The sequence below is a fragment of the Pseudarthrobacter sp. 05T312 genome, assembly GCF_056396685.1.
This window is the reverse complement of sequence record NZ_JBFTLY010000003.1, coordinates 31,912-51,667: the sequence shown is the minus strand read 5'-3', so window position 1 is coordinate 51,667 and position 19,756 is coordinate 31,912. Positions and strand designations below refer to the sequence as shown.

Annotated in this window: 11 protein-coding genes; all 11 read right to left on the bottom strand. The window is 66.5% G+C overall.

Annotated elements, in window-relative coordinates:
• Nucleotides 1-3 precede the first annotated feature (3 nt).
• On the bottom strand, nucleotides 4-1,062 hold the full coding sequence (locus AC1DIP_RS06155; protein WP_477733240.1) for a hypothetical protein: 1,059 nt from the start codon (nucleotides 1,060-1,062) through the stop codon (nucleotides 4-6).
• A 143-nt stretch (nucleotides 1,063-1,205) separates the two neighbouring features.
• Nucleotides 1,206-1,577 carry an HU family DNA-binding protein gene (locus AC1DIP_RS06150; RefSeq protein WP_477733239.1) on the bottom strand — a complete coding sequence of 124 codons (372 nt, stop codon included), beginning with the start codon at nucleotides 1,575-1,577 and terminating at the stop codon, nucleotides 1,206-1,208.
• A gap of 109 nt (nucleotides 1,578-1,686) precedes the next feature.
• The gene (locus tag AC1DIP_RS06145; RefSeq protein WP_477733238.1) at nucleotides 1,687-2,052 is read right to left on the bottom strand and encodes a hypothetical protein; all 366 of its coding nucleotides are present in this window, start codon (nucleotides 2,050-2,052) and stop codon (nucleotides 1,687-1,689) included.
• 30 nt (nucleotides 2,053-2,082) lie between these two features.
• Complete coding sequence (locus AC1DIP_RS06140) at nucleotides 2,083-3,834, bottom strand: hypothetical protein (protein WP_477733237.1); 1,752 nt, start codon at nucleotides 3,832-3,834, stop codon at nucleotides 2,083-2,085.
• 1 nt (nucleotide 3,835) lies between these two features.
• On the bottom strand, nucleotides 3,836-9,397 hold the full coding sequence (locus AC1DIP_RS06135) for a hypothetical protein (protein ID WP_477733236.1): 5,562 nt from the start codon (nucleotides 9,395-9,397) through the stop codon (nucleotides 3,836-3,838).
• Nucleotides 9,398-9,563: 166 nt separating this feature from the next.
• Complete coding sequence (locus tag AC1DIP_RS06130) at nucleotides 9,564-13,658, bottom strand: type IV secretory system conjugative DNA transfer family protein (RefSeq protein ID WP_477733235.1); 4,095 nt, start codon at nucleotides 13,656-13,658, stop codon at nucleotides 9,564-9,566.
• Between the two features lie 125 nt (nucleotides 13,659-13,783).
• The gene (locus AC1DIP_RS06125) at nucleotides 13,784-15,853 is read right to left on the bottom strand and encodes a hypothetical protein (RefSeq protein ID WP_477733234.1); all 2,070 of its coding nucleotides are present in this window, start codon (nucleotides 15,851-15,853) and stop codon (nucleotides 13,784-13,786) included.
• A 132-nt stretch (nucleotides 15,854-15,985) separates the two neighbouring features.
• A complete protein-coding gene (locus AC1DIP_RS06120) occupies nucleotides 15,986-17,752 on the bottom strand; it encodes an AAA family ATPase (RefSeq protein ID WP_477733233.1) in 1,767 nt (588 codons plus the stop codon).
• Between the two features lie 153 nt (nucleotides 17,753-17,905).
• Nucleotides 17,906-18,178 (bottom strand): hypothetical protein, encoded by a 273-nt coding sequence (locus AC1DIP_RS06115; protein ID WP_477733232.1) that lies wholly within the window; start codon nucleotides 18,176-18,178, stop codon nucleotides 17,906-17,908.
• Nucleotides 18,179-18,203: 25 nt separating this feature from the next.
• Nucleotides 18,204-18,998, bottom strand: a complete 795-nt coding sequence (locus AC1DIP_RS06110) for a hypothetical protein (protein ID WP_477733231.1) — start codon at nucleotides 18,996-18,998, stop codon at nucleotides 18,204-18,206.
• Between the two features lie 87 nt (nucleotides 18,999-19,085).
• A complete protein-coding gene (locus AC1DIP_RS06105; protein ID WP_477733230.1) occupies nucleotides 19,086-19,625 on the bottom strand; it encodes a hypothetical protein in 540 nt (179 codons plus the stop codon).
• Between the last annotated feature and the right edge of the window lie 131 nt (nucleotides 19,626-19,756).

The following is a 19,756-nucleotide window of genomic DNA, read 5'->3' as shown; positions in this document are numbered from 1 at the left end:
CCTTTACCGGGGCGGGGCTTGCGAGGACCTTCCTGGCGTGGCTTGTGTTTTGTCGCTGCCGATCTTTAGCCAGAACCAACCGACATACCAAAGAATCGCCACCAGTCCGATGACAAAGCTGCCAAGCAGCAGAATCTTGGACACGACGTCCAGGCCCTTGGGCTCAAAGGCCATCATGATCAACGGTACGAGGATTCCCAGCGAGAGGAGGCCCAGCATCCACATGGCCGCAGCCACACCCACAGGCTTGCCGACGCGGGCCAGCTCTTCATCCAAGCGGTCCCGCTCGGCCATAGCCGCCCGCAGTTGCGTCCGCAGATCTGCCTCAGCCCGGATTTCCTCGTCCTGCCGTCGCAGGCTTGCCGAGAGTGCCGCATCCGACATGATGCCCTTTCCAAGTACCGAACCAACATCCAAAAAGCTTTTCGATCCGAACATCGCCATACCGGAAGGGGACGGAAGGCTGCGTCGCCGATGCTTGAAGGCCTGTTCATAAAGATCCTGGTCGGCGTCCGCGATTTCCAGACCGCGCTCGACGAGATCTTCAAGGTCAAGATTCGTGGTGTCGCTTTTTCTGAGCTTCAAATTGATGGCCTGCACTGCATTTTGCACCCGTTGCCGGAGGGCAAGCGCATACGGTTTGAGCTCATCCTCTGTCGTTCCCCTTAGCAAGCGGTCTTGGATCAAGGCGTCGAGGTCCAAAGCCGGATCTTCGAGAAGTTTCTCCACAGCCACGTCGTAAAAGTAGCTCTCCGCCCTGTTTAATCGGGTCCGATGGGCCTCTTTCAGGTCCGCCTCAATGTGCCCAATGCGTCCGGCTGCTGCCTCCACAAGCCTCCTGATGCCCTCGCGTTCGCTGGAGATCGCAACAAGCCGGCTGACCAGGAAGCCTCCAATGATGGCGACCAGAACGGCCGACGCCTGGCTGAGGGCGGACAACAAAGTGCTCGGGTCCCAGTCCTGTTCCGCCGACCTGACAATCACACTGAATGGATCGCATTGCACCACTGACTGGAGCAATGGCACATGGGAGGTACAGGTAAGGAATTCAGACGAGATCACCGAGCGATCATAAGCGACCCCTGACGATGCGCCGTGCACAGGGACCGGTCCTGGCACCTGCAGCCCCTTACGGACACAAGAACCCCGGTGATGCTTCCGCATCGCCGGGGTTCTTCTTTTTTCTGTCAGCAGCTGCCCGTCCTCTATCCCGCCACCCGGGCAAGGACCTCCTCAGCCTCGTCAAACTCGTCGATCAGCCTCAAGGTCTCCTGGCCACCCAGGTCAGCGTCCGGATCGAGCCGCCGATTGATGCTGCGTGACGCTGAGAACTTCAGCACCGAGTAGTCATCCACGTCCTTCTTGCCGAACCGGACCTTGTGGCCTTTGTGCGTCTGCCGGGCGAAGCGGCCAAAGCCGGTGAGCACGACGGTGTCTCCACGGCGCACGGCGTCGGTGAGCTCCGCGATGAGCGACTCGTACACCTCACTCACCACCCTTATCGGCTGTCCGCTGCGGCCGGCCACCTTCGAGATGAATCCACGCTTGCTGATCCGCGGATGAACCGTCGTCTTCATGCCCACACCTTTGTCCTATCATCCCTCGTCGTCCGCTTCCTGCTTGAAAACCAGTTTATCCGACAGGCCTGTCGAAAAGCGATCCACAGACCTGTCGGTATTCATTCAACTAAAGCTCGAAATCCGGATCAATGGACTGGCGGTCGTCCTTGTACTCGTAGTCAACTGACTCAATAATCGACCGAGTCTTCGGATCGCGCCGTGTGCTGACGATCTTGTCGTGGGACTCGTCGAACCGCTGCTGGTCGGCGATCCGGTGGGCCGCGTTGAGCTTGGCGTTGATGTTCTTGTCGCCGAACTCCATCATCGAGCTCACCGAGGACTTCGCACCCTGCTTGGTTGCGTTGACGTTCTTCTTGTTCTGCGCACGCTGCTGCTCCCAGCGACCGCGGTCCTCGGACGTGACGTACCCGAACATCTGGGCGAGCCGGGAACCGTACCGCTCCTGCTGCTCTACCTGCTGGTCGTCGCTCATGGTCCTGTCTCCTTCTCGTTCGTTTCCGGACTATGCCGGCTGGTAGTCCTCGGCTCCGCGGTCGCGGCTCCACTGGCCCTCCGGCCCCGGCCGGGCCGAGGGGCCGGGCCCCTGTCGGAAGGGCTGGGGCCGCGTGCGCTGCGCCGCCAGGAAAGTAGCGGGATCGTCGACCGCGGCCCGCATCGTGTCCTGCCAGTCCTCGCCGAGGGCCAGCTTGAGCTCGTGCTCAAAATCCGGGTCCTCCTTGTTCAGCTCCTCGATGGCGTCCACGTAGGCGTTCGAGTAGACACGCTGCTGCTCCTCGTCCGAGAGACCATCGATCTCCATGCTTGCGAGCATGCTCTCGGACTGGTCGAGGCGCTGCTGGAGGTCCTCGGGCAGCCCGCGGGTGTCCAGGCCCTGCTTCTTGGCCGCGAAACCGATCATGTAGCCCATGACACTGCCGCCGAGGGCCTGTCCGTCGCCACGCTGGACGCCGTCCAGCATCGCCGCCTTCATGGTTTCCGCCAGCTGCACCTGGTGCTCGTCCGGCTCCATCGGCAGGCGCAGCGTGAACATGCCCTCGTCGGGGATCCGCCGGCCCAGGTGGTCGTCGAACTCCCCGGTCCAGACCTCGCGTACCCTGTCGGTGCCCGCGAGGCGGGCCTCGTGCGGCGGGGCCTTGACGATGCGGCCGTGCGCGACGCCGTTGAACATCAGGCGCAGCTCCGGCTCGGACTCCATCCGCTCGCCGATGATCGTCCGGGCGCGCTTGACCACCTCGGCACGGTCGAGCCCGTCGTCCTCCATCTGCTGGCGCAGGCGCTTGCGCAGGGCCTTGTAGCTGGCGTTGATCTGCTTCGCGTCCTGCTCGGGGTCACGCATCTTCCAGAAGGCGTTCTCCATGAGTGCGACCTCGGTCATGGCCGCCGACTCGGGAGTAAACAACTCACGGTTGCCCCGCTCGCGGCGCTCCAGGTCCTCCAGGCGGGTACGCCAGCGCCGGGAAAGGAAGTCGTCCCTGCTGGTGCCCCACCGCCCGCCCGACGTCCCGGACTGCTTCCCGCCGTCGTCGCCGGCGGCCTCCTGCGCCTCCGGCGCGCCCCCGAACAGATCTCCGACCAGGGCAGCCTGGCGCTCGGCCCTCTCGCCGATGTGCCGGGTCTTCGCGTCGATCCGGTCCTGGACCTTGTCCTTGAACGGCTGCAGGTAGGAGTCCATCTCCGTCCTGAAGTCAGGAGCGAGCATCCGCATTGCCATCATCATGCCGGCGGCCTGGATGACCGAGTTCGGGTTCACGCCGCGGGTGAGCGGACGCAGGCAGCCCTGCATCATCATCTGCATGTAGACCGCGTGCATCGCGTCGAACTCCTTCGTGCGCTCCCCGTCGTTGAAGCCGGGCACGAGCAGCTTCGAATCGCGCAGCGTCTGCATGTACGCCTCGCCCGCCAGCCGCGTCTCCGCCCGGAGCTTCAGCAGCCGCTCCCGGTCGTCGAGGCCGTCATCGTCGGCCGCAGCGCGCTCCTGGTCGCGTGCACGCTGGCGCTCCCGCTCCTCGGTCCGCTCCCGCGTCGTGGCCCCGAAGAAGCCGCGGGCACGGTCGCGCAGCCGCTCGCGCTGCCCGCGTGAGGTGTCGTGTCCGGCCTGCGTCTCCGGCTCGTCGACAATCTCCGCGTCGATGATGTCCTCCTCCCCGCCGTCCATCCCGTACACGGCATGGACGTCGCCCAACGGGTCGACAGGCAGTGCCTTGCGCCCCCGGCCCCAGCCCGGACCCATTTCCTGCTCCGTGTCCTGTGTCATGTCAGCCTCCCAATCCATAGTCGTCGTCACTCTGCTGCTGCCCGGTCTCGTAGCTCGGCGTCCAGGCCGGGCGACGGCCGCCCACGCCGACGGCGTGTGCCGAGCGCCGGCTGGCACCGCGCGCCCTGGCGGCCCCGTCCCCGGTCTGCGCGAGCACGTCACGCTTGAGGACCGAGGCATCCACCGCGGCCTCCGCGGAGTCCAGGCCGTCCAGCCCGTCGAGGCCGTGCGCCGCGAACGCGTCGAGCTCGCGCGCCGCCGCGGCCCGGGCACGGCGGGTGCCCGCTGAGGCGAACTGCTCGTTCTTCTCGCCGTCGAAGACGCTCTCGCGATTCTTCGCAGCCTGCACCAGCGCCTCGAAGTCGCCGCCGTAGGCCATACGGTCCATCACCGTGCCCGCCAGGGACGGGTCCTCCTCGAGGTTGCGCACCAGGCCCGACTTCGGGTCCTCCAGCGCGCGGGCCACACGGGCGACGCAGTCGGGGTTGACCGAAACGCTGAACCCGTCCTTGGCCTCGTAGAACTCAACGAACTGGGCCTCCCACTCCTCGGCCGTGGCCTGGACAGCCTCGCCGTCGGCGAACTCGGGACGCCACTGGCCGGGGCCGGTGTGCTCGAGCTTGCGGCCGCGCCACAGATCGCGCCCGGGACCCTGCAGCATCTCGTACTTGTGCCGTGCCTCCGCAGCGTCGTGCTTGGCCTGCAGGATCGACTGGGTCACCGGATAGGTCACCTCAAGCACCGCCTTCAGGTCAGCGCCACGCAGGGCGCGCACCGCACGCTGGGAGAACGAGCCACCCAGTCCCGTGCCGTGGGCCTTGATCGCCGTGGCGAACATCGAGGCCTCCTGGTCCTCCTGCGTGATGCCCGGCGTGCCCTGCTCGTCGCCGAGGTTGCGGGCGTAGTCCCCGAGCTTCTTCTCGCTGCCCTTAGCCCCGGTCTCGACGCAGACTTCGCGCACGCTCTGCAAGTGCGCCTCGCGGCTGCTGAAGGTCAGCGCCGAGCCGAACTCGCCGCGCTGTGCCGAGCGATAGAGATCGCTGAGCTCCTCGACGAGGACCTCGTGGCCGGCGGCAACCTCGTGCGGATCGCTGACGAACCGCAGGCGGTTCGCCTCCTTGACGGCACTCTCAAGGCTCTCCGCCAGCTCCGGGCTCTTGGACAGCGCTACCTGGGTGTCCAGCGAGACCTGCATGGCCAGCGGGTGCGAGCCGTCGGCCTTCACCACGCCGGTGTCCAGGAGGTTCGCTCCAACCGAGAGCCTGGCCATCGCCTCGGCCTTGGCGGCCTCGCTGTGCAGCCTCACGACGGCGACCGCGTCACCGTCGAAGTCGCCGTCGAAGCACTGGTCCATCACCGGGTTGATCGCCGCGCCGGTGAGCCGGTCGTCGATCGCCACGCGCATGTAGCGCACGCCGGCGTCGCGCAGGACCGGGTCGCGCCAGACCAGCGCGTGATCGCCTTCGGCCAGGCCCAGCTGCTCGGCCTTGACCGAGCTCAGAGCGATCTGATCGATGTCCAGCCGAGGGTCGGCGGTCCAGACCATCGTGGCCGAGTCCGACAGGCGCGAGCTCATCAGCCCGGTCTTGAAGATGTTGTTCTTGCCGGTCAGCACGCGGTTCTGCACGTCCGTGGTGATCGCCTCGAAGGCACGCTGGGCCCGCGAGACAGACTCGCTCATGCCCCGGCGCACCTCGGCGCGCTTGTCCGGCGACAGGCCGTGGTCGTCCAGCTGCTCGGCCATGTACCGGTAGCGGCAGGCTTCGACGAAGACGTCCTGATAGCTGCGCGTGTAGTCGTGCGTGACGGACGTGCCGTCGTCGAACTCCTGGCCGCTGCGCAGGTGCGAAGAGAGCACCGGCAGCTTCCACGAAGTCGCGCTGACCGTCTCGGTCAGCTGACCCGTCGGGTAGGTCAGCGGAAAGGGGATTTCCATGTCGCCGCCACGATCGCCGATCAGGTCGCCGAAGGACTTGCGCATGGCCGTGGTGTTCAGCCCCGGCGTCGCGCCCTCGCTGCGCGGCTGCGTGCGCATCAGCTCCGGCATCGGGATCAGACGGCGCTCGGGCCGCTCGTCGACACTCTCGGCCTGGCCCACGACACGCAGGGTGCCGTCGGCCTCCATGTCCAGTCCCGCCACCAGCAGATACTCGCGCAGGTTCGACTCGGCACCGGAGTTGTGGCCGTAGAACTCGCGCATGATCGCCGGGCAGTCCTGGGACTGCAGCGCCCAGGCCAGCTGCGAGGAGGCCTTGCGCCCCTTGCCGGCGCGCACCTGTTCGTCATCGTAGATCTTGGTCTTCTCGTCGACAGCCATGTGGGTGACCACGAACCGCATCTCGCCCAACCCTCCGTCGACCGGCCCGGCATCGGGGCCCTGGACGGCCGGGCGGCGGATGTCGCCCACGGCACCACCCATCAGCTCGCGCGCCGATCCGGCGTTGCGGCGGGAGATCAGCGAGAACGGGCTCATCACCACGTCGATGCCCGGGTTCTCCCTGAACCAGGCCACCTCCTGCTCCAGGCCCTGGGCACGCGCCTCGTCCGGGTCCATGTGGCGGTCGACCACCAGAGAGACGACACCCTTGTTGCCGTGCAGATCGCTGATCTTGTCGCCCACGACGAGGTCGCGCAGCTGGCCACCGGCCCCGCGGATGCGATGCCGCTCGGAGAACTCCGTCGACACCACGATCGGGTCGTCGGCCGTCCAGCCGCCGAAGGTCATCAGAGCGGTGCCGGTCGGCTTCGTCACCTCGGAAGACTGCATGATCGTCGAAGCCGTCATCTGCTGGCGGTCGAACGGGTCATAGCGCAGCGTCTCCAGCTCCGGCCGGCTCATCAGCGGGGCGCGGGAGCCGGTCACGGTCTCCGGGTCACCCGGCTCAATCGTGCCGTCGGGGCGCACGGCGGCGTCCTCGGTGAGGTAGCGCACGATGCCCTGGTTGGTCGCGCCGCCGGTCATCACCGGATCGAAGAAGCCGCCGGGAGCCGTCACATGGTTACGGTCGGTTCCCGTGAGCACCGTCATGTTCCGTCCACCGGTGAGCCGCCAGGCGTCGAAGACGTTGTCGTCGGCCGGGTCGGTGCGATCGCGTTCGGCGCGGTACTCGGCGTAGATCGTCGAGCCCTGCTTGATCTCGTTGGAGTAGCGCACGCGCTTGGCCTCGGTCTCGAGGATCGAGGCCGTCCACTCGTCCAGTCGTGCGGTGACCTTGCCGGTGGCGGGGTCGACCTCATACGTCGTGGCCCGTTCGATGAAGTCAACCGGGTGCTTGGTGCCGTAGAGCTGCGAGTACACCGCGTTCAGCGAGGCCGGCTCGCCGGTCCGGCTGCGGCCGGAGACGAGGTCACCGGCAAGCTGGTACTGGATGCGCTCGTGCATCAGCTGTTCGTAGCCGCGCAGCACCGTGCGCTCCTCGACCGACTTGGGGGCATCGCCCGGGGTCTGGGCCTTGATCCGCGCCTCGTAGCCGGGGACGATCAGCGCGTTCTCGCCACTGGCGAAGCGCGTAACAATCTCCCCATGGCTGCCGACATCGAAGACCTGGCCGATCTCACCGGAGACCGGCGTGGCCTTGCCGTCACGACGCAGCTTTTCGGCGGTCCAGCTGATGACGCCCTGCGCGTCGACCAGGATCTCACCCGGCGTCGCGGCGTTGCGCTCGATGCTCTCCCGGACGGTCTGACCGATCCGACGCATGAACTCCGAGGGATGCTCGGCGATGGGGGCGGCGGTGGCCGTGTGGAAGGAGACGATCCGGTCCTTGAAGCGGGTCGCCTGGAAGCTGGTACCCATGAGCTCGGTGGGAGGCACCCCGCAGCGGCGCAGCGCCGAGGCGAGGTTGTCCAGGTTCGACCACTGGCCGGTCGGGCTGGTCATGTACTTGGCGACGCGGGCGGGGTCGAAGCGCTGGTCGAGCCACTCGCCGTCGATCAGGTGCGGCTCGGCATCCCAGGTGCCGACCAGCTCGAACGGAACGTCATCAGCGTGCGCACGGACCTTGTCGGCGGCCGTGCCACCATAGACGAGGTTGCCCAGGTCCGGAAGCTCACCGGCCTGCAGCTCGCCGATCTCCTCCAGGCGCTCCTGGTACATCTCCTCGGTCGCGCCCGGACGCAGCAGCTCGCTGCGCGCTCCGGTGAGTACGTCCCAGTAAGAGCGCTGGATCGCCGCGACCTCGGGGTCAGAGGCATACTCCGGGGGCTCGATCTCGTCGAGCGCGCCCTCGGTGCGCTGCAGCTCAGACTCCGCGCGCAGAATCAGCTCCTCGACGCCCAGGGCGGCGCGCAGGTTCTCCCGCGCGGTGTCCACGGCCTCGCGACCGTAGGCCTCGGCCGGCTCTGCATCCACGAAGAAGGTCGGCAGGGAGCGGTTCTTGGCATCCCGGCGCAGCATGACCTTGGACCCGGGGCGCGGGGCGCTCTCACCGGGGACGACATAGTCCGCGACGACGAACATGCTCTCGCGGTCGACGTGATAGCTGTCCGGCACGTCGATGAGGGAGCGGCCGCGGCCATGCTCGGGGTGGCTGGAGCCGACGACGCCGACCACCGTGCCGGGAAGATCCTCGCGTTCGATGGGCAGGCCTTGGGCGAAACGCAACAGCCGCACGGCGTCCTCGGAAGTCGGGGCGGGCACGGCCATGCCGCCGGGCACCCGGTGATTGGTGCTGTAGCGCAGCACCGTTCCGTTGTCGTAGATGCGCGCCCCGGCGTACTCCTCCTGGCGCGTGTCAGTGAGACGGATCTCCATGCCGGTCCCGGAGATCCGGGCCTTGATCTGCCCGGGCTCACGGTCGCGCAGGACCTCGTAGGCCACGCCCTGGGACTTCAGCTCCTCGAGCAGCGCCGCCGAGCGCGCCACCGCCCGCTGGGACATGAAACGGTTGCGGTCAACGCGGCCGGTCTGCGGGTCGCGTCCGCCGTCGATGACCCACTCGCGGACCTGGTCGTACTCCTGGCGGCTCATCTTGTCCATGAGCGCCGTGAGGCCTGCGGCGTCGTCGTTGGTCATGGCACGGCCGGCCTCGTACGGCTTACCGTCCTCGTCGAGCCGCCAGAGCGTCATGTTCCCGCGGCGCGGCTCAGACAAGGACTCCACCTCGCCGCCGGCGTTCTTCACGATCGTCTCGTCGGGAATGTACAGCAGCTCGGTACCTGCGCGCTTCACCGTCGCACGCTCGGACCAGGCCGGGTCGTAAGGGCTGATCGGCAGCCGCGCCGAACGCGGGTCGATCTCCACTCCGACGCCCGTGGCACGGGTGAACTCGCGCTGCAGCGTCTGGTAGCGCTCGTTGGCGGGGGAGTGGTCGCCGAACTGCGCCTCGTAGTCCGGGACGCGCTCGGAGAAGGCCGTGTCGATCGCAGTCAGACACGCGGTGACGCCGAGTCCGGGATCAGCCAGGGCGGTTCCGCGCTGGCTGAGGATCTGGTCGACCCGTGCACGGATGGCCTTCGCCTGGGAGATCGGAATGATCTCCCCGCTCTGCTCCCGGGCCTGCTCGACTGCCTTGTAGAAGACGTACTCGTAGAAGTACCGCCTCAGTCCGTGTGCCTTCTTCATTGCTACTCAGCCTCCTGTGGACGCTCGGGGACATAACTATGTATAGATCATACCCTGATGATTCGAATGGAGGCGATAGACGAGTCAGAAACGAGCCAAAAGACGAATGCCGGGACAGTCGAATTGCATCGACTGTCCCGGCACGGAGCGAATAGACCCGCCGGCACTACCCCCGGGACTTCATCTCTACGGCCATGGCCCGGTCGAAAGCCCCGTCGGCCAGGACCTCCCAGCTGGGCAGCGAGGCCAGGTACGTGTAAAAGGCGGCGTGCACCTTGACCGTGGCCAGCGACCGCAGATCCTCCTCGGTCACGTCCTGCTCGGCGAACACGCGCGAGCCCTCGTCGCTGATCTGGCCGTTGATCCTGCGGGCGGCGTCGGTGTAGGCATCGGAGCGGACCTGGCTGATGTAGGTCTTCGACCCATCGGCGCTGCGCAGCTCGCCGTCCCCGCCGACTAAGAAGTGCTCGCGGTCCCGCTGCATCTCCACCAGCGCGGTCTTGTACGCCTCACCAATCTCAAGGTCCAGGGCCTTAACCTTCGCCGAGCCGTCGAGATTGATCAGCATCTCCTTGCTGACCGTGCCCTCGGCGTAGACCAGGCGCTTGTGGTCCTTCTGCGTCGCCTGGTGGGCAGCCACGGTCGCGGCCACCTCCACGTCCTCCAGGAACTCCTCGTCGTTACCCAGCATCATGGCCTCGTAGTCGTCCGGGTCCACGACCACCGGGGCGTTGGGATCGCCACTCTCGTCGGTGAAAACCATGCGCGTGATGACCTCCATGACCTCGTCCGAGTAGACGTCCGGGTCAAGGCGCTCGATGTCGATGTCCTTGTAGTCGTACGTCTCCTGGTAGAGCGTCTTGGCGTCGGCCGCCCTGACCGCCTGGGCCATGCGCTTGTCGAGCATCTTGACGAAGTCCGGCTGGTTCATGCGCACGTCGAACTCCATCGCGGAGCTGAGCGTGGGGATCGTCTGCAGCGAGTACTCGTGGCCCGGGTGGCTGATGGTGTTGCCGAGCAGCTTGAATGACATCGGCAGGATCGTCTCGTTGCGGTTCCAGACCGGCGCGTCGCCGGCGCGCAGCAGGATCGAGTTGCGCGGCGAGAGGAAGGCGAAATCGTTGTACTTGATCAGCGGCTCCTCCTCCGTCGACCAGGTGCGCGAAATCGCTCCGTCCGTCTTCCCGCCGACCACCTTGTCCAGGTTCTGCGTGATCTGCTTCGAGCTGGCGTGGGTACGGTGGGTCTTGCCGCTCATCTTCTCCAGCGTCTCGATCATCGAGTCGTCGGTCGACTTGAGGAAGACGATGTTGCTCGTGTTTCCCTGCACAATCTTGTCGACCGACTCGCCGTAGACGTCGCGCAGCTGCTGCAGCGTCTGCAGGATGAGCGTGAACTGCTGCTCCTGGCCAAGGCCGATGGAGAGCATGGTCTCGAAGCCGGCGATGCCGTTGCCGTCGGACTGCAGGTTGCCGAGCTCGTCGAGCATGAACCGGGTGCGGTAGAGCGGCTTCTGGTTCGACTTGGTCATGTACGACTGGTCAAACGAGACGTCCACCAGCTGCTTGACCAGGATCAGGATCAGCTTGGCGTACTTCATCAGGTGCGGGGGAGTGACGAGAAAGACCGCCTTGGGCGACTCCGAGTACCGCGCCATCGTCTGCGTGATCGCCCGCGCCCGGACCTCGACCTCCTCGGGGTGCCCGCCGCCGGAGAAGTCCAGCTTGCGGCTCGGGAAGGTCGTGTCGCCGGGCTGGAACGAGAGGATCTTCCCGTCGCGGGTGCCGCCCTCCCGCACCGGCCGCAGCTCGCGCAGCACGCCGTTCTTCACGATCTTCTTGCCGGTGACCGGCTCGACCACAAAGTGCCGGCCGTTGAGGGAGAGCTGGTAGCTCTTGCGGAAGTGGAAGTAGAAAGTGCGCACGAGCATGCCGCTCTGCGGGTTCTTCAGCTCCAGCTTCAGCCAGGCCTCGTCGCCGGGGAAGATTCCCTTGAAGTTGTAGCGCGCCCAGCCCACGCGGCCGACAATCTCCGAGTGCTCGAAGTCCTTGCCAAGGTTCTGGATGAACATCGGGTCCGCGTACGCCGACCAGCTCGCCATCTGGCCGAGCAGGTGGTCGCGCTTCATGAAGTTCGGCGAGAACCGCACGCCCAGCCGCCGCGGGAAGGACAGGCCCGCCAGGTCAGTGTTCTGGCTCGGCTTACCCGAGGTCAGGGTCGAGATCGTCGGGTCGGTGAAGAAGCTCATGCCCGTGATCGCGATGCCGTAGACCGAGGACATCATCTTCTCCGCACCGGCCATGGCGACCAGGGCGTTGTGGGCGTTGCCGACGAGCGTGCGCATCGAGTTGCGCGGCAGGGCCTGGGTGGCGTTGAAGTAGAGCGTGAGCAGGTCCTGCTCGGCCTTGCCCTCCCATAGGAAGTCCTTCTCGGCGACCTTGGCCTGCTCCTCGGCCAGGGCGTCCTCGTCCTCTTCGAACTCGCCGTTCTTGATGCGCTTCTCCAGCTCGGCAGCGGGGTTCTTCCACTTCTTCGAGGTCAGCTGCACGAAGAGCTGGTAGCAGTTGTACAGCGTGACCTTTCCCCACATGTCGTCCAGCCGCTGCTCCAGCGTGCCCGGGTCCATGCCGGTGGCTGCTGCGTACTCGCGCAGCTCACGCTCCTCCTCGAGGTAGTAGTCGATGAGACCGTAGGCGGCCCGTTTGAAGGCGTTGTTCGCCGCGTTCGGCCAGACCGGGTCCTCACCGCCGTCCAGCGGGAAGAAGACCTCGCCGATGTTCTCGATGTAGAGCGCGCACTTGGTCGAGTCACCCTCGCGGGCGGCGTCGGCGGCCATGCCCAGCGGGTTGTAGATGTCGGTCTTCATCGCGTTGATCAGGTTGAACTGCACCGGCTCGAAGCCGCGCGTGACCAGCGGGATGTAATTCTTGACGAGCAGCTCGCCCTTGGGGTCGTTGATGACCATGTTCGAGGGCTTCTTCTCCCGCGACCACATGTCGATCATCGGCTCGATGTAGGTCTGACCCTTGCCCGCCCTGGTGATGGCCAGCACCATCGTGTTCACGGGAGCAGTGTCGACGATGTAGGCACCGGCAGGGCGCTGGACTTCGTACGCCGGGAACTCCCAGTCATCGGTGATCAGGTCCGACACCGTACGGTAGGGCCCGAGCTTGTCACGGTTCGCGCCCTGGAGCTTCCCAGGGTCCTTCGCCTCTTTGGCCTTGCGCCGGCTCTCCTCGGTCGGCGGGTTGTACGGGATCACCGTTGCGTCATACTTCCGGCGCAGCCGCTTGTCCCGGGGCAGGCCCGAGGCGTCAAAGAGCGCCTCGCCGAACTCCTCGTCGATCAGCGGCAGGGTCTCGACCAGCGGCTCGCCGTCGTCGCCGTCCATGACCTCACCCTTGTAGTAGACGATGTTGCCGTCCTGGTCAATCACGTCGGACTCTGCGCGCCGGGAGACCTTGACCGTGCCCAGCCCCTTCTTGCTGAGCATCATGTGACTGATCATCGAGCTGACCTGCACCCCCGAGTGCGCACCGGCGTCCGGGAACCAGTCATAGTTCTGCTGGACCTCCTCCGGCAGCGCGATGTGCTGGTCGTTGCGGTGGTCGTTGATGTCCGTGTGGTCGACCGTCGCGTTGTGCTTGGCGACCTGGCGTCCGGTCCAGGTGGAGATCACGATCATGACCAGCGCGCCCGATCCCAGCGTCAGGAAGAGCTTGAACCCGGTGACGGACCCCAGCTGCCCGCCGACGTTCGTCGCCGTGGGCGTGGCCCCCTGGTCAGCCTTCGGGGCGTCCTGGGCGGCGCTGCCTGCGTGGGTCCACCACGCTGGCACCGGGACGTCCTTGAGATCCGGGTAGCACTTCGAGCCGATCTCGGGGTTACCCTTCTCGTTGACGGCGCGGTAGCACGTCATCGGGGCCCCGCCCTGGCCTGTCGTGGTGTCCTCCACGTAGTACGAGTCCGGCTTTCCGCCGCTGTTTCCGCCCAGGCCACCGCCCATCGTCGCCCCGAGCGTGAGCACTGCCGTAGCAATGACCGAGTACAGCACCCACGCCACGATCGCGACCAGCAGGCCCGCGACGCCGGCGAGCACGAGGCCCGACGTGTTCGACTTCTTGCTCAGCCGCTCGCCGCGGTCCAGCTGCTGGTCTTCATAGACGTCCCGGTTCGTCAGCGTCTCCTCCGGCCGACGCGCCGAGATCTTTTCCCAGCCGCTGGCCTTGGGCCGTGCCGCCCTGCGCTTGCTGCCTGCCATGGTTCTCCCTGCCTGTTTCCGCGTGTGTCTGTGTGTCCTGCGCCTGTTGTGATCCCGGAAGACGCCGACGGCGCACGGGGTGCGAGCCCCATGCGCCGTCAGACCCCGTCGATCTCCGAGTCGGATCAGCCGCCCATGGCTGCCCCGCCGATGAAGCCGGCGAGGCCGCCGAGCACGGGCAGCGCGACGATCAGGGCGATGAGCATCTTGTTGTAGCGGCTCTGGATCTCCGAAGCCCTTGCCAGCTCGCTGGCGTAGGACTCCTTGTCCGCAGCCATCTCCTCCAGCCGCGCCTCGTAACGGCGCTTGACCGAGTCCTCGACAACCTCCATCTGCTGCAGCAGGTCCGTGTTGCGCTGCGTGGCAGAGTCGGTCTTCTCCTTCTCGAGGGACAGGCTGTGCTGCCATTCCGTCTCGCGGGCCTGCATCTGAGTGATCGCGTCCTTGCGGTTGCGGTCGAGCTCGTCCTCCATCCGGCGGATGCGGTCGGCGTGCTCGTTGCGGATCGACTCCAGCAGCGCCTCCTGCTCGCGGCGCAGGACGCCGATCTCGTCGGTAGTGCGCTGGTGCTCTGCCAGAGCCTCGGCCTGGGCGATGTCCGCCTTGCGGTTGTCGTCGACGATCCGCTGGATCTCGGCCTTCCACTGCCCCAGACGCTGCTCCTCGGCCTCGAGGTAGGCCTTCTGCTTCTCGGCCAGGACCTCGAAGATCCGCGTAGTGCCGACCTGCATCTTCAGGGCGGCGTCGGAGCGGCGCACCCGCAGGATCTCCTGGCGGTCGTGCGAGTAGGAGTTCTCGAGCACCCGCTCGATCTCGGCGACGGCGTCGGCCTGCTCGCGCTCCATGCGGGAGCGGTTGCGCTCCTTGTACTGGATCTCCGCCTGGAGGGCGGCCTGCTCGGCGAGCTTCTTCGCCTGGGCCTCGTAGTCCTGGACGATCTCGGCCTTGCGGGTGCGGATCCGCTGTTCCTTCTCGGACTCCCGCTCGCGGTGCGCCGCCTCGGTGCCGTCCTTGAGTGCCTTGTAGCGCGAGCCCTCGCGGTCGGTGGCCACGTCACGGATGACCTGCTCGACGTGGGCCGACATGAGGTTCACGTACAGCGTGCGCAGTTCGTCCTCGTGCGCCCACCGCAGCTGGGCAAGGTCGGCGTTGGCCTGCCGGTTGAGCTGGGCGACCTGGTCGCCGAGCCATTCGGTCGCACCCTGCGGCACCTCGATCTGCACGACCGGCGCGCCGATGGCGAAGGTCGCATTGAACTCGTCCAGGCGCACGTCGAGGTCCAGGTCCTCGGAGAGGAAGCGGCGGGCGATGACCTCGCGCACATGCTCCTGGTTCTCCAGCAGGACGGCTTCCTCCTCGGCCGGGGCGTACGCCGTATCGTCGGCGGTCACGGGACCGGACTCCTCGTCGAACTCCTCGAAGCCGGCCGTGCCGTCGAAGCCGGGCTCCGGCTCCACCGCAATCGGGGCCGCGTCCTCGTCTCCGAAGTCGACGGCTTCGTCGTCGAACACGGGCTCATCGCCCGCAGCGTCGAAGACCGGCTCGTCACCGGCACCCTCGTCCCCGCCGGAGATCGAGTCGAAGATCGGGTCACCCTCGTCGGCGGTATCCACGGCAGCAACAGCGTCCGCGTCCGCCGCGGGACGGGTCCCGGGCTCGTCGGTGGTGACGCCGCTGTGCTCGCGCCAGGCCTGCGCTCCGACAGCCTCCTCGAGGCTCAGCGTGCCGGAAGCGACCTCCTGGGCCTGCTTAAACGTGGCCTTGGCGACCAGGTCCACCAGCAGCTCGCCGCTGGGCTTCTGCCAGACGACTGCCCAGGAGTACTCCGCGCCAGCCAGGAGCGAGTACTCCTCCATGCGCGCAAGCGTCTCCGTGTTGGGGATGATGCCGAAGACCTCTTCGCCCAACATCTCTGCCGTGGCGACGGTCTTGATCTGGTCGGAGTCAATGAGCTCGATGAGCGAGCCCTTCGCCTCGTCGCGGCCGTGCCGCTTGCTCAGCCCGCCGATGGACTCGGCGGCCAGCACGAGCATGACCCACGCCGTGCCGCTGGGGAAGACGAACTTCGCGTTCGACCGCAGCAGTTCGACTGCTGCGGGGATCGCCGTCTCCCTGACCACGGACGACAGCAGCTCGTCAGGCTTCTTCTTCCGATCCTTGTTCCGGCTTCCCGCAGCCGTGCCCAGAATGCCCATTGGTGTCGATCCCTTCGATGATGAAACGCAGTTCGCCTGGTATATGAGTATTCTATCGCTTATGAGTCGATAGGTGCAATGATAGACAATTCGACACGACGCCGAATGGCCCGCAATGGCCGCTGGCGCAGATCAGCGCACGGCGCTCACCTCGATGCACGCATCGGAGGTGAGCATGTCCTTGTGGTCGCTCGCCAACTCGCCGACGACGTCGATCCGGATCCGCCGCTCAGAGGGATGCTCGTTGATGAACGTCGCCACTCCGGTGGTGACCTCGTCGGTCATCTTCGCCACCGCGCCACGGGCACCGCCGGCATTGGAGTCGGTGTCGCCCTTGTCGTCGATGAGGTACTGCAAGACCCTCTGGTCGATGTCCACCCGCACGTTGTGCTTGATGAGGACCTCCTGCACCATGTGGCGCAGCTTGTTGCGCACGATCTTGCGCTGCGTGTCCTCAGAGAGCGGCTGGAACGGGACGATGGCGTCGATACGGCCCAGCAGCTCGGGCGGGAAGCGGTTATCCGCCGAGGTCTCGGTGATCGAGCGGCGGATGAGCTTGTCGTACTTCAGCAGCTGCTCGCCCGAGCCCGTGTCGTCGGCCGCGTACTGCGCGATGGTCTTGTAAATCTCCGAGCCTGCGTTCGTCGTCATGACGATGTAAGTGTTCAGGAAGCTGACCTCGCGATTGTTGTCGTCGGAGAGCCGGCCGTCGTCGAGCACCTGCAGCAGCAGGCGGGTGACCATCGCCGAGGCCTTTTCGACCTCGTCGAACAGCAGTACGGCGTGCGAGAGGTCCCAGACCCGCTTCGTCAGCTCGGAGCGGAACAGGTCCATCGAGGAGTCCTGGGCGTACTCGGACATGTCGAAGCGGATCAGGTGGCGCTGGTCGTCACCGAAGAGCAGCCGTGCCAGCTGCTTGGCAAGCTCGGTCTTACCCACGCCGGTCGACCCCGTGAACAGCAGCGAGGCCTCCGGCCGGCCCTTGTCGTTCAGGTCCGCGACCGACAGCTGCAGCCGCCGCGCGACCGCACGCGTGGCCAGGTCCTGGCTGAACACCTTCGAGTCCAGCTGCTCCTTGATCCTCGCGCCGTCGACCTTGAAGGCAACGTTGACGCCCAGAGACTCCTGGAGCACGTCCGAGAGCAGATCGCGGTCCAGCGCCCGCTTGGTGAGGCGGTGCCAGCCAACCATGCTGTCCAGCACCAGGATCGACTTGCGCGGCTGCGAGCTCGCCGGCATGTAGCGCTCGGTGTACTCATAGATCTGCCGGTAGATGTGGTCGTCGTAGAACTGGTCGGCGACGTCGTAGTGCTCGGCCATGCCCTGCAGAATCCGGATCGTCGTCTCCTGGCCCGGCGGCGTCAGGTTGATGCGCTGCAGCCGTTCAACCAGCGGCTGATTCGGCGCAATGTGCCTGTGGAACTCGTCATAGGTCGTCGCGGCGATGATTCGGATGCCGCGTGCCCCGGAAGCCGCCAGCACCGGCTTGATCGCCTCAACCGCTGCATCGGAAAGCTGGATGATCTGGTGGAACTCGTCGATGAACAGGACCAGCTCCTGCTTCTCGTCCGCCACGAAGTGCTCGGCCTCGTCGAAGAAGCCCTTGAGCATGGCGGCCATGCGGTCCGAGTCGCCGGCCTCGGAGATCATTCGCGACGGATCGACCTCGAGATAGAGCCGCTCGGCGTCAGCGGCCATCGTGGCCTGGACGAGAGCGGTCTTACCCGTACCTGCCTCGGCCAGGAGCAGGGCGTTGCACAGCTCCGGCCTGCTCATCGAGGCCAGCAGCTGGAGCTTCTCGTGCTCGCGGCCGACGATCTCGCGCTCGGCCCTCTTGAGCGGGTCCGACAGCTTCGACAGGAGCGGATAGCCCTCATTCAGGTGCACTTCATGGAACATGCCGTGGAAGACCTCTCGCCAAGACTTGAATTCATCTGATAGATCAGTCGAAAGTCTATCATGGCACCATTCGGCGCGACTGTGATAGGACGGCGAAAGGCCCCCGGACTCATATCCGGGGGCCTCCTGGCCATTCACTCCGTAGGGGTGCTGTCACAGCCCTAGCTGGCGGTCCTCCTGGGACGAAGCCCCATCCTGCTCGAACTGGTAGTCGTACCGCTCGCTCAGCGGCCTGCTGGACTCCCGGTCGCGCCGTGCCCGCTCGTTCGCCTCGCGCTGCTGACGCATCGAGGCACCCACGCGGTCGACCAGTGCGCGCCCGGCCTCCGCCCACATGTCCTTGCCCTCGTCCGGGGCCGTGATCTCGTCCAGGCCCAGCTCCAGCAGGCTCGTGCCGCTCTGTGGGCTGGGATCGTTCGTCGCCATAGCCTTCTCCTCCTCCGTGCCTGTCTCAGGCCCCGCGCTGCTGCTCGGTGCCCTCGGGCCCGCCCTGGCCCTCGAACTGATAGTCGTACCTCTCGCTGACCGGCTTCCGTCCCTGCGGCGAGGTGCCCGGCAGCTGCTCCTGAGCACTACGGCCGACAACCGAGCCCATCCGCCCGACCAGGTCCGCCCCGGCAGCGGAGCCCTGGGGGGCCTTCTGTCCGCCATGTCCGGCCAGCTCCGTGTGCAGCCCGCGGGCTGCACCCACGGCAGCTCCCCTGGCGGCGCTGGCGGCGACGCCCCTGGTCGATGCACCAGACTGCTGGGCACGTTGGGCGTGGGCCGCGGCATCCTGCATGGCCTCGGTGCCGAGCCGCCTGGCTCCCTCGCGGAGGCCCGCGGACTGCACGGCCTGTCCGACCTTCGACCCGGCTGCCCGTTGGGTGAGCGGGACCTTCACCGGACCCTGAACCGTGCCGCCGGCATGGGCCTGCTTCGCCTGGGGCTGCTCCTGCCGGGACGATTCCGGCTTCGGCACATCCGCTGAAGTGATCATCCCCGGTGCCGGCTCAGCCTGCGGGCGCGGCCGCCGCTCGACCACGTTGGGGTTGAACCTCGAGCCCGGCTGGCCGGGAGCGGGGGAGGAGGGCACGCTGTATCGAGGACCCCGCACCGCGCCGAGGCCCGCCTGCGAGCTCGGGCCCCGCTGCTCTCCGGTATCGGGGGTGGCCCCGCGGATCGCCGCCAGCTGCTCGGGCGTACACGACGTCGGGCGCTGGCCGTGCTCCGGTCGGCCCTGGGAACCTTTACTGAGATCTGCCATGATGATTCGTTCCTCTCTATGCGAAAGGCCCCCGGAGAGGTCTCTCCGGGGGCCTTTCAATGAGTTCTGCTGAGCCGTGGATCGGTGTCAGCCGACCGCGGGGGCCTCGGCCTCGACGACCTGCTCGGCCTGGGCGGTCTGCTCCGGACCGGCCTGGCTCTGCTTGGCAGCCGCCTGGGCCTCCTTGGCCGCCTTCATGGAGGCGAACTGGTTGTCCAGGGTCTTGGCGTCGACCTTGAAGTCGCTGGCCTCCACGGACTTGGTGTTGACCACCAGACCGGTGCCGCGCGAGGCCGGCATCACGTTGCCCTTGAAGCCGTAGACGGTGCCGACCTTCTCGCCGTCCTTGTTGAGCAGCGGCTCCGTATTCGGGCCCGCGGCCTTGACGATCTCCTCCAGCTGGCCCACCGAGTAGGGGGCGGTGTTGGCGAAGCGTTCCTTGCCGTCCGGTCCCTTCACGCGCTCGGACTTCAGGTGCAGGTTGCTCTGCTCCGGTCCGCGCGAGTCGCGGCCGTCGACCTGGATGTCGGCGTAGTGCGACTTGCCGTCCTTGGTCGCGCCGTTGTCATAGACCTTGGCGATGAGGTTGACCCCGGTCATTGCGCCCTTGCCCTTGAGAAGTGCCATGATCTCGTCCTTTCGTCGTTCCGTCCGCCACTCGGCAGAACGGCCTTGATCATTCACGTCGTCCGAGCAAAGCCCCGAAGTGCAGTGCCGAACTGCTCTATACACTAATACTCCTATAGAGCATTCCGCAA